General features: G+C 35.8%; 12 protein-coding genes and 1 other RNA gene. 6 read left to right on the top strand and 7 right to left on the bottom strand.

Features of this window, described 5'->3' with window-relative positions; genetic code table 11:
* Positions 1-460 precede the first annotated feature (460 nt).
* From ACYQ3P_RS06725 to ACYQ3P_RS06745, 5 genes are all read left to right on the top strand, one after another.
* Complete coding sequence (locus ACYQ3P_RS06725) at positions 461-2,122, top strand: NAD(P)H-hydrate dehydratase (protein ID WP_460177168.1); 1,662 nt, start codon at positions 461-463, stop codon at positions 2,120-2,122.
* Positions 2,109-2,894 carry a TrmH family RNA methyltransferase gene (locus ACYQ3P_RS06730; protein WP_460177169.1) on the top strand — a complete coding sequence of 262 codons (786 nt, stop codon included), beginning with the start codon at positions 2,109-2,111 and terminating at the stop codon, positions 2,892-2,894. The genes ACYQ3P_RS06725 and ACYQ3P_RS06730 overlap by 14 nt, the downstream gene beginning before the upstream one ends.
* A gap of 665 nt (positions 2,895-3,559) precedes the next feature.
* The gene (locus ACYQ3P_RS06735) at positions 3,560-4,498 is read left to right on the top strand and encodes a class I SAM-dependent methyltransferase (protein WP_460177170.1); all 939 of its coding nucleotides are present in this window, start codon (positions 3,560-3,562) and stop codon (positions 4,496-4,498) included.
* Between the two features lie 11 nt (positions 4,499-4,509).
* The gene (locus tag ACYQ3P_RS06740) at positions 4,510-5,415 is read left to right on the top strand and encodes a molybdopterin-containing oxidoreductase family protein (protein ID WP_460177171.1); all 906 of its coding nucleotides are present in this window, start codon (positions 4,510-4,512) and stop codon (positions 5,413-5,415) included.
* Positions 5,416-5,442: 27 nt separating this feature from the next.
* Positions 5,443-6,621, top strand: a complete 1,179-nt coding sequence (locus ACYQ3P_RS06745) for a molybdopterin-containing oxidoreductase family protein (RefSeq protein WP_460177172.1) — start codon at positions 5,443-5,445, stop codon at positions 6,619-6,621.
* A gap of 1 nt (position 6,622) precedes the next feature.
* Here the strand turns inward: ACYQ3P_RS06745 and ACYQ3P_RS06750 are convergent, their stop codons facing one another.
* The 7 genes from ACYQ3P_RS06750 to ssrS all read right to left on the bottom strand — a co-directional run bounded on the left by ACYQ3P_RS06750 (position 6,623) and on the right by ssrS (position 13,960).
* Positions 6,623-7,693: a response regulator gene (locus tag ACYQ3P_RS06750; RefSeq protein WP_460177173.1), complete on the bottom strand. Its 1,071-nt coding sequence runs from the start codon at positions 7,691-7,693 to the stop codon at positions 6,623-6,625.
* Positions 7,690-8,058 carry a response regulator gene (locus ACYQ3P_RS06755; protein WP_460177174.1) on the bottom strand — a complete coding sequence of 123 codons (369 nt, stop codon included), beginning with the start codon at positions 8,056-8,058 and terminating at the stop codon, positions 7,690-7,692. The genes ACYQ3P_RS06750 and ACYQ3P_RS06755 overlap by 4 nt, the downstream gene beginning before the upstream one ends.
* A 1-nt stretch (position 8,059) precedes the next feature.
* Complete coding sequence (locus ACYQ3P_RS06760; protein ID WP_460177175.1) at positions 8,060-10,732, bottom strand: response regulator; 2,673 nt, start codon at positions 10,730-10,732, stop codon at positions 8,060-8,062.
* Positions 10,732-11,169: a multiheme c-type cytochrome gene (locus ACYQ3P_RS06765; RefSeq protein WP_460177176.1), complete on the bottom strand. Its 438-nt coding sequence runs from the start codon at positions 11,167-11,169 to the stop codon at positions 10,732-10,734. Before ACYQ3P_RS06765 ends, ACYQ3P_RS06760 begins: the two co-directional genes overlap by 1 nt.
* Positions 11,170-11,250: 81 nt before the next feature.
* Positions 11,251-12,051 (bottom strand): TIGR00282 family metallophosphoesterase, encoded by an 801-nt coding sequence (locus tag ACYQ3P_RS06770; protein ID WP_460177177.1) that lies wholly within the window; start codon positions 12,049-12,051, stop codon positions 11,251-11,253.
* A complete protein-coding gene (gene rny, locus ACYQ3P_RS06775) occupies positions 12,041-13,642 on the bottom strand; it encodes a ribonuclease Y (protein WP_460177178.1) in 1,602 nt (533 codons plus the stop codon). The genes ACYQ3P_RS06770 and rny overlap by 11 nt, the downstream gene beginning before the upstream one ends.
* A 138-nt stretch (positions 13,643-13,780) precedes the next feature.
* Positions 13,781-13,960: non-coding RNA, 6S RNA (gene ssrS / locus ACYQ3P_RS06780), on the bottom strand.
* A gap of 91 nt (positions 13,961-14,051) precedes the next feature.
* Between ssrS and ACYQ3P_RS06785 the strand changes: the two genes are divergently transcribed.
* Entirely contained in the window at positions 14,052-16,415 is a 2,364-nt protein-coding gene (locus ACYQ3P_RS06785) for a DNA-directed DNA polymerase (RefSeq protein WP_460177179.1), read from the top strand.
* Positions 16,416-16,693 lie beyond the last annotated feature (278 nt).

Here is a 16,693-nt window from a genome sequence, read left to right on the forward strand (position 1 = left end):
CCTATTCCGCAATAGATTTTTTACTCGAAAAATAGGAGCAATAGATACTCGTCACTACGAGCCTTTCTGTTGTGAGCGACAGCGTTGCAATTACCCATATTGTCACTGCGAGCCACTCAATGTGGCGAAGCAGTCTTTGAGATTGGTGCATAGTGAATTTAAGATTTTAGAGTTTGGATATGGGTTGGGGTTTTGTTTGTTATTAAAGAGTATTGCCTATCATTACCAAACCATTTTGAAGAACTTTAGTTCTGAAGCAATCTCGCTTTTTCCTTCGAATAAGAAAAGGGATTGTCTCCCGTAGAGTCTATCGCGAGACAAAGAAATAATAACCTTTCAAAATGACGTTTAATGACCCCCTCAATGAAAAAAATTTATGAGCTTTCCAAAGAAATTGAAAATTTTGCAGAAAAACTTTATCTTAAAGCAGCATAGTTTTTAGTTGTGCTATAATTTATCTATGAAAGTGGTTACATCATCTGAAATGGCTGAAATTGACAGTCTCACTATTAATCAATACGGAATTCCTTCGCATGTTCTTATGGAAAGGGCTGCATTGGCAGTGGTTAAACATATTCTTAAGCCAAAGATTGACTATATGGTGAACCCATTTGGTCATTGCGAGGCATCCGCAGGATGCCGAAGCAATCTTGTTTCGGAGATTGCCACGGGTACTTCGTTCCCTTGTAATGACAATTCCGAACGAGAGAGAAAAAGAGTTATTGTTTTGGCTGGTCCCGGAAACAATGGAGGCGATGGAGTAGCTGTTGCAAGAATAATTAAAAATAAAGCAACTGATGAAGAAAAGATTGATATAAAGGTTTTTCAGCTTTTTCCTGAAGATAAGCTTTCTGAGGACTGCAAAACTCAGCTTAGGATAGCAAAAAATTTTGGAGTTGAAGTCATTGAGGATTATCCAAGTAAGTCTGATATTTCCCATGCAGATTTAATTGTTGATGCAATATTTGGAACAGGACTTAAAAGGGAGCTTGAAGGAAGTATTGCTGATTTGGTTAATACTTTAAATTCTTTTAAAAGAACTGTTGTTGCTGTTGATATTCCATCCGGGATTTCTTCAGATACAGGAGAGGTTTTAGGTACTGCTGTAAAGGCTACTCTTACAGTTACATTTGGACTTCCAAAAAGAGGGCATTTGCTTTTTCCCGGAAGAGATTATGTTGGAAGGCTTTTTGTTGAAGATATTGGATTTCCGCAAGAGCTTTTAAATTCTGAAAAAATAAAAGTAGAGCTTATTGATGAGAAACTTGCGCGCTCACTTCTTCCTTTAAGACCTGCTTACTCCCATAAAGGAACTTACGGGCATGTTCTTGTTATTGCTGGTTCAGTTGGAAAGACTGGTGCTGCAATGATGCCAGCAAAGTCTTGTCTAAGGGCAGGTTCAGGCCTTGTAACAATTGCTGTTCCTGCATGCCTTAAAGTTGTTTTTCAGAGCAAAGTTCTTGAAGAGATGCTTCTTCCACTTCCATGCAATATTCAAACTTTGTCAAAGCAAGCAATTCCAGAAATAAAAGAATTTTTAAATGAAAAGGCAGATGTTGTTGCATTTGGTCCGGGTGTTGGAATAAATGATGATACTGAGGAGATTCTTAAATTTTTACTTACTGAATCTCCATGTCCTGTTGTTATTGATGCAGATGGAATAACACTTTTAAGCAGAAATCCTGAAATTCTTAAAAATGCAAAGCCTGAAACAGTTATCACTCCTCATCCGGGAGAACTTAGCAGGCTTATTAAGATTTCAGTAAAAGAAATAGAGAGAAGAAGAATTGAAATTGCCCAGTCTGTTGCAAAGGAGTTTGGCACAGTAGTTGTTCTTAAGGGAGTTCCAACAGTTGTTGCCTCTTCAGATGGAAGAGCATTCTTAAATACAACAGGAAATCCGGGAATGGCAACAGGAGGCTCTGGAGATGTCTTAACAGGAATAATAGCATCCCTGATTGGACAAAGACTTAATGTTTTTCAGGCTTCAGTTTTAGGAGTATATATTCATGGATTGAGTGGAGATATAGCTTCAAGGGATAAGGGATATCACGGACTTGTGGCAGGAGACATCATTGAAAGCCTTCCAAAGGCATTTATAAAGCTTAATGAAATACATTGAAAGTCCAGAAAATTCTCTAATTAAAGAGATTATTAAAATCAAAGAAAAGCCAACAGAAAATATTTTCATTGAAGGATTAAATTTGCTGGAATGTGCTCTGCAATCTGAGTTTTCAAGTGTTGAAAAAGTTTTGACTACAAAAGAATTTTTTGAGAAAGAAAGGGAAATTTTTAAAGAAGTTAATGAAAGAGGAATCTCAGTCATTTTTATATCAGATAAAATTTCAAAAAAGATTGCAGATACAGTAACACCACAGGGAATTTTTGCAGTTGTAAGATATAAAGTTCAAAGCATGAATGATATTTCACATATTAAGCCTAATCTTATTGTAATTGCTGACAAGGTGCAGGATCCGGGAAATCTTGGAACAATTATTAGAGTTGCAGAGGCATTAGGAAGCAATGCAGTATTTGTAACAAAGGGAACATGCAATCCTTTTTCTCAGAAGACTTTAAGAGCTTCTGCAGGAAGTATATTTTTCATTCCTGTTTTAAAAGTAGAGACAGAGGAGATTAAGCAATTTTTAAATAAACATAATCTTGTTCTTTTAATTTCAGACCCGCATGCTGAAAAGCTTTCTTTTGAAGTAGATTTAAAAAAGCCTGTTGCAGTTGTGCTTGGAAGCGAAAAACATGGAGTATCAATTGAGCTTAGGCAACTGCCTCATATCTCATGCAGAATTCCTCATTTAGGAAAAACAGAAAGCCTTAATGTTGCAATAAGTTCTTCAATTTTGCTTTATGAGGTTTTAAGGCAGAGAATGATAAAATAATAGTCTAAATTATGCAATTCTAAAGTTTCATCCCTAAAATAGAGATAGAAATCCAATAATTGGTATAACCATTTGAAAATTAAGTATTTTTCGTTGTCATTGCGAGCATCCGAATGATACGAAGCAATCTCTTTGAAGGGGAAAAGGCAAGATTGCTTCCTCCTCGCTTCGCTCGGAGTCGCAATGACGGAGAGGGGTATCCTCGCAATTACGGAGAGGTGTTCACCATCCACGAATCACCATTCACCAGTCACCAATTAGAGACTGCTTCGCCCCAGATTGCCACGCTATCGCTCGCAACAGGGGGGCTCGCAGTGACGAGTGTCTATCGCTATTTTTGGGTTTCATCGTGAAAGGTAGCCATGCCTTCAGCTCGCGATAGACTTGTTTTCCGTCATTGAGAGGTTTCTCTCTAATTGTTATTGCGAGTGGTCGCCTTGCCTTTGGCTCGCGACAGGCTCAACACCCGAAGCAATCTATCCTTATTTTCTTCCAAAAAGGAGAACACTCTCCATAGCTTGAGAAAAGAGATTGCTTCACTTCGCTCGCAATGGCGAAAAAATGAAGGAATGCTCGGAATAGCAAAAAAAAACACTTAATTTTCAAATAAATATTAATTATTGGATTTCTATCGCTATCTTTGGGTTATAATTTTATAACAAAGCATGAGAGAATTTTTAAAAAATTTGCTTATCTGTCCAATCTGCCTGCCAGATGAAATTCCTCTAAATCTTCAAATCTTTGAATCAGAAAAGGATGATATCCGAGAAGGAGTTCTCAAATGTACCCACTGTGGCGCAGAATATAAAATCAAAGATGGTATTGCAATATTGCCTCCTGATCCAAACTGGATACCCTCACTTTCAAACAAATACGAAAACATTAAAGTTGTCTCTTCATATCTTTGGAGTCATTTTGGAGACTGGCTTGGAGACAGTGAGTGGATAGATGCTTATAAAAAATGGACAGAACTCATAAATCCTGATAAAGGTCTAAGCCTTGATATTGGCTGTGCAGTTGGCAGATTTACGATAGAAATAGCTCAAAAGTCAGAATTTTCAGTGGGAATTGATTTGTCAATGTCTTTTATAAAGACTGCGAGAGAATTAATTAATAATAGAATGCTTACTTTCCCTCTCTTTGAAGAAGGCAATCTTGCAAAACAGGTTGAGATAAAAATTCCAGAGACCATCAAAACAGAAAATGTTGATTTTATTGTTGCAGATGCCCTTAATTTGCCCTTTAGAAAAGATTACTTTAGCATAGTGTCATCCTTAAATATTCTGGATAAAGTTCCTAAACCAATGAAGCATCTTTTGGAGATGAACAGAGTTGCTAAAAAAAGAGATGCACAGATGCTTATTTCTGATCCCTATTCATGGTCTGAGGATGTGGCAAAAATTGATGATTGGCTTGGAGGAAAAGAAGAAGGTGAGTTTCAGGGATTCGGAATTGAAAATGTTTTAAAAATACTTGAAGGATACAAAAATTTGCTAAATCCCACTTGGAAAATTATTACTACAGGTTCAGTTTATTGGAAAATAAGAAATCATCGCAATCACTCTGAACTCATAACAAGCCTTTTTGTAAAGGCTGTAAGATAGGAGATATAAAGATGAAAAAAATTACTGTGTGCAGACTTTGTTCAGCTTGCTGTCCAGTTGAAGTTGAAATTTCAGACGGAAAGCTTCTATCTGCAAAAAGAATAACACCATTTGAAAAAGTTATTCCATGCCCAAAACTTTCAAATACAAGCAAAATAGTTTACTCAAAAGATAGAGTTCTTAAGCCTCTTTTACGAAAAAATCTTAATGATGATTTTAAAGAGTCCTATTGGCAGGAGGCTTTAGATTTTATTGCCGAAAAAATTGAAAAAATAAAAGAAAAATACTCTTCCGAAAGCATTGCCTTGTATCGTGGAATGGCTGCGGATTGGGGAACACCATGGGATTATGCAGTAAGGTTGCTCAGCGCTATAGGCTCTCCAAATGCAATAGGAAACGGCTCTGTATGCTTTGTTGCAAGGAATATGGCTCATACATATACATATGGAGCTATTACTATTCCGCAGGTGAAGGATTCAAAATGCATAATTGTATGGGGGAAAAATGACAGAAATACACTGCCGACAATGGCAGAGGCTATAATTTATGCAAAAGAAAAAGGTGCTTTCCTGATTGTAATAGACCCAACCAAAACATACTTTGCTGAAATGGCTGATTTATGGATACAGATAAAACCCGGGCATGATGGATTACTTGCTTTGGGAATAATCAAAGAAATAATAGAAAATAAGCTTTATGATAAAGAATTTGTTGAAAAACACTGTATTGGATTTGAAGCACTTGAAAAAACAGTTAAATCCTTAAACACCTCTGAAATTACTGAAAAAACAGGAATTACAGAGGACAAGATTAAAAAATTAGCACGTATATATGCTACAACAAAACCAGCCTGCATTATTGATGGAAATGGCTTAGATATGCATATAAATGTTTTCCAAACCCATTATTGCTGGTAAGGGTGGAGAGCCCTTACCAGCTTAGATATGCATATAAATGTTTTCCAAACCACAAGGGCAATTGCTATTCTAAGGGCATTGACAGGAAATCTTGACATTCAAGGCGGAGACTTTATTCCTCAGCCAATACCACTGAGAAACATTCAATTAAAAGAAAAAGTCTCTCATGTCCCTTCGGTCATGAAGGACTATCCACTTTTTGAAAGATTTCATCCAACATGGGGACTTCACGGGCAGTCTTGTCTAATTGATGCAATACTTTATGAAAAACCCTATCCTGTGCGTTTTCTCTTTGTTCAATCTGGAAATCCTGCTGTAACAATGATGGGCTCCCAAAGGGTAAGAGAAGCTCTAAAGAAGCTTGATTGTCTTGTGATGATTGATATGTTTAAAAACAAAACCAGCGAATTCGCCCATCTAATACTTCCTGCTGCAAGCTGTTTTGAAAAAACTCAAATAAACAGGGCATACGTAAGAAATTGCTTTATCATGCTTCAGCAAAAGGTAATTGAACCTCTTGGAGAAAGCAAAGGTGATATTGATATTCTCATTGAAATTGGAAAAGCTTTAGGTTTGAAAGAATATTTTCCCTGGAACTCTTCTGAAGAGGCTTTAAACTATCAGTTAGAGCCAACAGGAATTACAATAGATGAGCTTAAAAATAATCCAAATGGAATCTGGTATGAAAAGCCAAGATTTAAAAAATACGAAACCGAAGGGTTTAACACTCCTTCAAAAAAGGTTGAAATGTACTCAGAAAGGCTTGCAAAAGCTAATATAGAACCAATTCCATTTATGAAAGAATTCCCTAAGAAATTATTAAGCTTTGAAGAGCAAAGAGAAAATTATCCTTTTATAGGAATAAGTGGAAAAAGGGTAAACTGCTATACCCATACCCAATTCAGGCATGTTGAGGAACTCCGTAAAATTGAAAAAGAGCCTTATGTTGACATACATCTCTCTGATGCAGAGCTTTTAAACATAAAAAATGAAGACTTTGTCAGAATTTCTACTCCAAATGGATATGTAGAAATGAAGGCAAGAATTTCAGATGCTGTTTCAAAAGGAGTTATAAGAATCGCTTGGGGCTGGGGAGAAATCAGTGATAAGTGGAATCTTAACTCTTTAACTGATGACTTTGACAGAGACCCAGTTACATCAACTCCTTCAGGTAGAACATTTTACTGCAGGATAGAGAAAATTTAGTCTATTTTCCTCTTAATGGAATTCTTATTACAAATGTGCTTCCTCTGCCAACCTCGCTTTCAACAGAGATGAATCCCTTATAATACTGCACAATTGTTAAAGCTACTGTAAGTCCAAGGCCTGGACCATATATTTTTGAAGTAAAAAATGGATCAAATATTCTCTTTAAAATCTCCTTTGGAATGCCCTTGCCTGTGTCCGAAATTTTTATTTCCACATCATTTCCGATACTCTGAAGAGAAATCTTTAATATTCGTTTTTCAGACCTTTCCATTGCATCAATTGCATTTTTTATGATATTTCTAAGTACTATTTTTAGATGCTCTTTGTCTATGTAAAGAGTTGGTGTCTCATTAAATTCTGTCTCTACCTCTATTGCCTTCTCCTCAATTTCTTTTTCAAATTCTTCTAATACCTCCTCTATAGCATCTTTTGGATTGACATTCTCAAGAAATCCAATCGCAATCATCTTTAGATTGACTATTTCTCTCAAAAGTTTTTCAAGTCTTTCAGATTCCTGCAAAATTGTCATAAGATAGGGTTTATTTGGGTCACCCGGTGGTAGGCTCTCATATACTTTTTTCGCGAATCCTGCAATACTTACAATTGGATTTCTTATTTCATGGGAAAGACTGTCTATTAGTTTTCTTACTGATTCTGTTTTTTCTTCTTCAATAACTCTTTCAGCAGTCTCCTTTCTTGTAATAAGTGAACGAACTCTTGCAGAAAGTTCTCTGTAATCAAAGGGCTTAGGTACATAGTCATCAGCTCCAATGTCAAGACCCTTTACCCTGCTTTCCACATCTGATTTTGCTGTAAGCATTATTATTGGAATAAACTTTGTTTTTTCATCTGTTTTAAGGCGTCTGCAAACTTCATAACCATCCATCTTTGGCATCATAACATCAAGAATGATTATATCTGGCATGATTTCATAAACTTTTTTCAATGCTTCCTCTCCATCATAAGCTTCCTCTGTGTTGTAACCTTCTGCTCGAAGTCTTTTTCTTAAAAGCTCTACGGTATCAATATTGTCATCTACGATTAAAACAGTCTGTTTGTTTTCTGTCATTTTTCCTTCAGATACATTTTTATTTGTTCAGGAAACTCTCTTACATTTATAGGCTTTGATATATAACCATCACAACCAGCCTCAAGTGCTTTCTCTTGATCTCCCCTCATTGCATGGGCAGTAAAAGCTATTATAGGAGTATCCTTAAAATCAATTCTTTGTTTTAATCTTCTCGTAGCCTCATAACCATCAATTTTTGGAATTGAGATATCCATAAGAATAAGGTCAGGTCTGTAAGCAACTGCCTTTGAAATGGCATCCTCTCCATCAACAGCCTCTATTATTTCATAGCCTTGTTTTTTTAGGATTTTCTTAACGAGCTCCCTTGAGTCCTCATTATCATCAACCACAAGAATCTTTGGCATCTCAGCCCTCCAATTTCTTTAGGCTATTTTTTAATTCCTGAATAAGTTCTTCCTCTGAAACGAGAGCTTTATTTATTATATCCTTTATTCTACCATTTAATGCTTCCTTTTCTTTTTCGCTTAATTCCTTATTCGTAATAGCAATTATCGGGATATCCCTTAAATGTTCAGATGTTTTGATAAAATCAATAAAATCAAAGGCACTACTTTGAGGGTCTGTTATATTAACAATGAGAAGGTCAGGCTTTTCAGTTTTTACCCTTTCAATTGCCTCCTTGCTGTTTAATGCCGGTAAGACTTCGTAACCACTTTCTTTAAGTATTTTAGTTAATTCTTCATTTGTCCTCTGGTCTCTTTCAAGAAGAAAAACTTTTTTTATAGGTCTTTTTGTTTCTATAGTTTGTATTTTTTTCAAAAGTAAATTGCCATCAAGGGGTTTTACAAAATAATCTGTTGCGCCAAGACTAAAGGCAAGTGTTTTATTGTCAACTATAGAAACGATGATTACAGGAATATCCTTTGTTTCTTGATCTTCCTTAAGCTCTTTCAAAACCTGCCAACCATCTTTTCTTGGCATCATTATATCAAGAGTTATTGCAACAGGCTTTATTTCCTTTGCTTTTTTCACCGCCTCTTCACTGTTAAGAATTCCTATAACTTTGTATTCCTTCTCCAGATATTTTCTAATTAAATCAACTGCATCAGGATTATCATCAATTGCCAATACAACTTTCTCTTGCTTAGAGGGTTTAACTATTTCAGATACTAAAGGCTCTCTATGAAGTACAAGGTCTCTTACTACTTCGCATATCTTACATGTATCAACTTTTTCAGGATAGGATGCTATTTTCCTTCCCTTACAATGCGTGCCTAAAACAAGCCAGCATCTTTTCTCTCCTGAACCATATTCAGGACAGTTTACATGCCCACATTGTGTATAATCCCAACATCTAACAAGCTTTCCTTCGTAAGAGGGGTCCTGCAAAAATACCTCTTTTGGAACTTCAAAATACTGCCCAAGAGCTTCAGCCATTTTTTCCTCAATTACAGGACCAGCGGTATCAAAAACCTCTTTTTTGAATGGCAACAACACATAAAATGTACTGCCTTTGCCTACCTCGCTTTCAGCCCAAACCATTCCCTTGTGTAAAGCTACAAGTCCTCTTACTATGCTTAGCCCAAGTCCTGTTCCTTCATACTGTCTTGTCGTTGAGATATCAGCCTGTGCGAATTTATCAAAGATTTTATCAAGGTCTTCGCTTTTTATTCCAATGCCTGTATCCGTTACTGAAACTTCAACAAATTGCGGATTTCCATCTTTGTCTTTACCCCTTTCAGAGACCTTTGCTTTTATTGTTATGCCTCCTTGATGAGTGAACTTGACAGCATTGGAGATTAAATTAATTAATATCTGCTTTGTTTTATCCTCATCAACATAAAGTATCTCTGCTCCCGGTTCAATCTCCAATGAACAGGAAAGCCCCTTTTTAGCAATCAAAGGTTCAAATGTGACCATAATTGAATCAATGAGTTGTCTTAAATCTACCTCTTTGGGTCTAAGCTCTATCTTGCCTGATTCAATCTTTGAAATATCAAGTACATCATTTATCAACTGAAGAAGATGCCTTGCATTTGCAGCAACTTTTCTAAGAGAAGCCTTTTGGTCATCATTGAGAGGTCCGTCTACTTCATCAAGAAGTAAATCAGTATATCCTATTATTGCATTCATGGGAGTTCTGAGCTCATGGGACATGTTTGCAATGAATGCAGACTTTAGAGTATCAAGCTCCTTCAATTGCTTATTTGCCTTCTGAAGCAAAGCAACAAGTTCATCCCTTTCCTCAAGCAGCCTTGCTCTTCGCGTTAGCTCCTTTTCAAGTTCCATCTTAGATTTGGCAACTTCATTAACCATGTAGTTAAATGTTTCTGTCAAAGTTCCTATTTCATCCTTAGGATATTTTGTTATTACTGATATCTCTCCTTTGGCAAATCTTGCAGCAGCATCAACCAAATTATTGATTGGCTTTCTTATAAATTTGCTAACTACGAGATTGGTAACTAATATAGCGAGCAAAGATGCAAAAAGTGTCAATGCAAGGGACCTATTTCTCTGAGCAATTACAGTTTTATATAAACCTTCAACATCCGTTTTCATAACAAGGGCGCCTAAAATATCTCTTGATCTGCCATGACAATGGTAACATTCAGGAGCATTTTTTATTGGTAAAATAGATATTAGATTGCGCCTATCCTCTAAATTAAGAATTAATGACTTAGCCTCTTCCGTATATCCTTTGAAACTTTCCTTAAGCGTTTCTATAAATTTTTGTTCATTTATTAGTTTTTCAATATTTAGATTTATGTTTTTTTTATCCGTTGAAAATGAAACTATTCCATTAAAATCGCATAGATAGACAGAGATGTATTTATGTTTCTGCCCGATTTCCTCAAGATCTCTGTGAATGGTTTCACTGTCACCAACTGTCAAAGGATGTTTCATTGTTGCATAAATTGTATCCATTACTTCCTTGCTTCCAGTTTCTGCAATTCTTACTCTATCCTGCACTCCAAAATAAATTCTGAATGTCATCTCTATGATCATGATCAAAATAATTATTGCAATAAAAGTAAGCATTAATTTGTTTCCAATTTTTTGGGTAATAAATTTAAACATCAATGAGCTCCTCCGTAGAGAAGGGGCTTAAATCTAAATGTCCTTATTCTCTCTTCAGTATGACAGGATTCACAAGTTTCAAGAGTAACTTTTCTTTTTATGTCAGCCGGATTCTTAGTTTTTATATGTTTTTTGCCGGGTCCATGACATACTTCACATCCTGTATTTTTAAGATGAGGAGTCTGCTCCACAGATACAAATCCTCCTTTTTTGCCATAGCCAGTTGCATGACATTGATAACAGGTTTTTAGCTCTTCAGGAGTTATTTTATTCTTCATTTTTTCAACTGCCTCATAGGAGCGAGACATTCTTGAATGGGTTATAAAACTTTCATACTGTTTCAAATGGCATGATTTACATGCTTCAGTCCCTATGTATTCGGAAAAAACAGCGACTGGGAAAAAAAGAATTGATAATAAAGCAAGCATGAGCTTCATATTTAAAGATTACCAGAAAAATGAATATTTGTAAACTTGGCTTAAATAAGATTTTCTTTGAAAAACATAAATTTTTTAAATCTAACTTTGCCTTATATTCAGTCTTTCTATTTTTTTTGAAAGACCTGTGTTTGAATCAACTTCAACGAAAACAGCAGAAAGGATTGATGGAGCAGAGGGAACTTCAAATTTTTTAGGCATTTGGGTAAGAAATTTTTCTATCACTTCATCCTCATTAAACCCTATTATTGAATTTTCAGGTCCTGTCATGCCAACATCTGTTATGTATGCTGTGCCTTTTGGCAAAATTCTCTCGTCTGCTGTCTGGACATGGGTATGAGTGCCCAAAATAGCGCTAACCTTTCCATCAAAATAAAATGCATAGGCAAGCTTCTCTGATGTTGCCTCAGCATGAAAATCTATTACAATGATATTTGTTTCATCTTTAATTCTCTCAATCTCCTTTTTGGTGGCTCTAAATGGACATTCAAGAGTATTCATGAATACTCTTCCTGAGGCATTTATCACTCCAACTAAGTTGTTTTTTCGTGTTCGGAAAACTATACTTCCTGCTCCCAAAACACCCTCAGGATAATTGATAGGCCTTAGGATTCTTGATTCTTTTGCAATATATGGAACAGCTTCCTTTTTATCCCATACATGATTGCCAGTGGTTATAATATCTACACCTAAAGAAAAAAGTTCTTCAGCAACTTTTTCAGTAATACCAAAACCACCTGCAGCGTTTTCTCCATTTGCTATAACTAATTCAATTTTATAGCTTTGAATGAGCTTTGGCAAAACTGCCTTTACGATATTTCTTCCGGGCTTGCCTACTATGTCGCCGATGAAGAGTATGTTGACAGTTTCATTACTTTGCATATTCTATGAATCTTGATTCCCTGATAACTGTAACTTTTATCTGCCCAGGATAGCTTAACTCTTTCTCAATTTTTTTGGTTAGCTCCCTTGCAATGAGAGCACATTCTTCATCAGTAACCATATCTGGTCTTACAATAAGTCTCACTTCTCGTCCAGCTTGAATTGCATAGCAGTTTTGGACTCCTTGAAAAGACATAGCAAGTTCTTCAAGTTTGGTAAGTCTTTTTATGTAACTTTCTATTGTTTCCCTTCTTACACCCGGACGTGCAGCTGAAAGAGCATCTGCTGCAGCTACAAGAGCAGATTCAACACAGGAAAATTCAACATCTTCATGGTGAGACAAAATAGCATTGATAACTTCCTCACTCTCACCGTATTTTCTTGCAAGCATAGCACCGATCTCCTGATGAGAACCTTCCATTTCGTGGTCTACAGCCTTACCAATATCATGCAAAAGTCCTGCTCTCTTTGCCAAAAGTGCGCGAGCGCCAATTTCTCCTGCCATAATACCGCTTAGCCAAGCAACTTCCTTTGAATGCTGAAGAACATTTTGTCCATATGATGTTCTGTATTTAAGTCTTCCAACAAGCTTTATTATTTCAGGATGAATACCGCTCAATCCAAGCTCAAAAACAGCCTTTTCACCTTCTTCTCTTATGGATATTTCAACATCCCTTCTTGCTTTTTCAACAACCTCTTCAATCCTTGCAGGATGAATTCTTCCATCAGCTATCAGTCTTTCAAGTGCAACTCTTGCAACCTCTCGCCTTATGGGGTCAAAGGATGAAAGTATAACAAGCTCTGGAGTATCATCAATTATAAGATCAACTCCAGTTAGTGCTTCAAAGGCTCTTATATTTCTGCCTTCTCTTCCTATTATTCTTCCTTTCATCTCATCATTTGGAAGACTTACTGCTGTCACTGTTGCGTCTACTACATAATCACTTGCATATCGTTGCACAGCAAGGCTTAGTATTTCTTTTGCTTTCTTGTCAGCTTCCTGCTTTGCTTCGTCTTCTATTTTTTTAATTAACTTTGCTACTTCAAACCTCGTTTCCTCCTCAATCCTTCTGAAAAGTTCTTGCATTGCTTCTTCTTTTTTCATTCCAGCTATCTTTTCCAAAAGTATCTGCTGTTCCTTGATTAACTCTTTATAATGATTCTCTTTGTCTGATAGATTTCTTTCTCTTTCTGCTAATTCTTTTTCTTTCTTATGTAATTCTGAGTCTTTTCTATCAACCTGTTCTAACTTTCTGTCAAGAAGCTCCTCTTTTTGTCTTAATCTCTTTTCCTGATAATTAATTTCCTTTGCTTTCTCTTTAAGTTCCCTTTCTGCCTCAGATTTTAACTGATATACTATTTCCTTTGCTGATATTTGAGCTTCTTTTTTTATCGTCTCTGCTTCTTTTTTTGCTTCATCAATAATTTTCTGAACTTCATCATGAATTTTTATCTTCTCTTCAGATAGACTTTTTTTCTCTATTTCTAGATTTGCCTTTTCTATGTCCAGACTTTTCTTTTTGTAAAGATATAAACCATAACCAGAAGCAGCACCAAAGACTATAGCAATGAGAATATATATAAAATCCATAATAAACACCTCCAGAATTATTTATAAATGGCTTCCTCGTGGGGATATGATGAAGTGGATAGAATTTTAATCTATAGCAAAAAATCTATGATACTTAAAAATTTATATTTATCTAAAGTGGATTTCTCCACTGTCATCATAACCCCCGCCCTGCCGTGTGGTTTGGAAAGGGTCAGGTCCTCTCCTGACAAGTGGGTGCCTTGTAGACAGTTTAGGCTTCCTCCGAAGAGGCATGCTCACCACTGCCTACGCTGGCTCCCTTAAATGATTTAATTGCCGGACCTCCTTTTTCCTCCATCACGTACAGGGCAGGAAGCCTTTAATTATTTTATAACAAAAAACATAAACTATATGCAATCTTATTTTTAAATTCTTACCTCCGTCCATCAGAAATTGATATAATTAAGCAATGAAATTCTATCTTTTGGATATTGACTACTCCGATGAAGGAATGCTTTTATTCGGAATTTCTGAAGATGGAAGTAGGATTAAAACCATTGATCCTACATACAGATCCTATTTTTATGTATTGCCCTCAGATATTGAACAAGCTACAAAGGAAATTTCTGAAATTATAAAACAAAAAGCCTTGCCTGTTACTGAAATCACAAAGGAGAGAAAAATTTTTCATGGCGAAGAAAAAATTTTTATAAAAATTTATACAAAAAGACATCAGGATTTGCAGAAAGTCAGGGATGCTGTAAAAATGCTGGAGTTGAATAGAGGAGGTTCCGGCTCTGTCATTGATGAATTTGAATATCAAATTTCAGCACCAAGAGTTTATCTGTCTGAGCAAGGTTTCTCCTGTCTTGAATGGTTAGAAGGAGAATTGACTGTTAAGGGAGGAAAGAGTTTAATAAAAGATATCAAAAAAACCATTTGGCAGAAACCTAATCTTAAAATCCTTGCCTTTGATATGGAAGTGATTGAGGTTCAAAGAGGAGTTCCATCTATCATAATGATATCTGTATTTGGTGAAGGATTGTCTAAAATAATCACATATCAAAAAACAGATTACAGTGTAGACTCAATTATTGTAAATGATGAAAAATCAGTCATTGAGAGTTTTTTACAAATCATAAAGAACTATGACCCTGATATAATCTGTGGTTATAACTCGGATCTTTATGATATGCCTGTTTTAAGAGAAAGAGCAAAAAAGTTAAAAGTAAGCATAGACTCTCTTTCAAGGGATAACTCTGGAATTACCCTTTTAAAAAGGGCAAGATTTACAACTGCCCGTCTTATAGGAAGAGTTCATATTGATATATTTAACTTTGTATTCAATATTCTCTCTCCAATGCTTCAAAGTGAACAACTTACACTTAAAAATGTTGCCTATGAACTTTTAGAAGACACAAAGCTTGACATGGAATACGAGGATATTTTGCAAGCATGGGATAAGGGGCATGAACTTGATAAACTCGCAAGATATTGCTTAAAAGACAGTGAACTTGTGTATAAGCTTGCTGAAATGCTGCTTCCAGACATAGAAGAACTGACTAAAATTACTGGTCAGTCACTTTTTGATACATCAAGGATGCCATACAGTCAGCTTGTTGAGTGGTATTACATAAAAAAAGCAAAAAGCCAAAACCGAATCATTCCCAATCAGCCAAAGTTTGATGAAATACAAATGCGAAGACAAATAACTTATGAAGGCGGTTTTGTAAAGGAGCCTCAGCCGGGGCTTCACAGAAACATTGCGGTTGTTGATTTTGCCTCCCTCTATCCATCCATTATTGCCTCGTACAATATTTCAATTGAAACTCTTAACTGCTCTTGTTGTAAAGATGAGGGTTATAAAATACCAGAACTTCCCTATTGGTTTTGCAAAAATAAAAGAGGATTTGAATCTCTTGCTATAGAGGAGCTTTTAAAAGAGAGGCTCGCTTTAAAGGAAAAATTAAAAAAGCTTGATCCAGACTCCCACGAATATCTTGTGCTTGATACCAAACAAAAAGCATTGAAAACAATTATTAATGCTTCCTATGGATATTACGCCTATCCTGGAAGCAGATGGTATTCTAAGGAGTGTGCAGAATCCATAACAGCACTTGGAAGATTCTGGATAAAGGAAGTATTAAAAAAAGCAGAGGAAAGAGGTTTTCAGGTAATTTATGGAGATACGGATTCAGTATTTTTAAAGTTTGCTGAAGACAAAGGTAAAGTAGAGGCTTTTATACATGAAATAAACGATTATCTTCCCGGAATAATGAGGCTTGACCTTGAAAATTTCTATGCAAAAGGACTATTTGTTCCAAAAGAAACAGGTGGAATAGCAAAAAAAAGGTATGCACTTTTGGATGAAAAAGGAAGGCTAAAAATTAGAGGACTTGAGATAGTGAGAAGAGATTTGTCCCGTTACGCAAAGCAAACTCAACAGGAAATATTGAAAATGTGCCTAATAGAGGAAAATGTTAAAGGAGCTTTTAAATATCTTGATGAAAGAATAAATAATCTAAAGCAGAGTAAGTATGACTTTAGAGACCTCGTTGTCTATGAACAGCTTTCAAAGCCTGTTTCTGAATATAAACTCATATCTCCGCATGTTATGGCTGCCAAAAGACTTCTTGAAAAAGAAATTCCAGTTGGAGAAGGAAGCGTCATAGGCTATATCATTCAAAAAGGTACTGGTTCCATTAGTGAAAGAGCGTATCCAGTAGAGTTGGCTGAACCATCTAAAGTTGATATAGATTACTACATAGAAAATCAGATTGTTCCATCGGCAATGAGGATTCTCAATGTCTTTAAGACTCAAAAATTAAGATAGAAACTCGTCACTGCGAGCGTATGGCGAAGTAATCTCTAATTGGTGAATGGTGAATAGTGAATTGTGAATGATGGATTTTAGATTTTGGATTGTTTTAGTTATAGATTATTTTCTATCATGACCATTGCTGTCCAAAATAATCTAAACTCATAAAAAACATCCGCATAAAATAAGACTTTTGGACAAGAAAATTTGCTTTTTCAAAATCAGGTTACCCCCCTTTCTTTTTATTTGCTGTCCAATTAAACAAGTCTAAATTTTAACTGTTCTATTTGAGG

This window comes from Thermodesulfovibrio hydrogeniphilus (assembly GCF_054657355.1).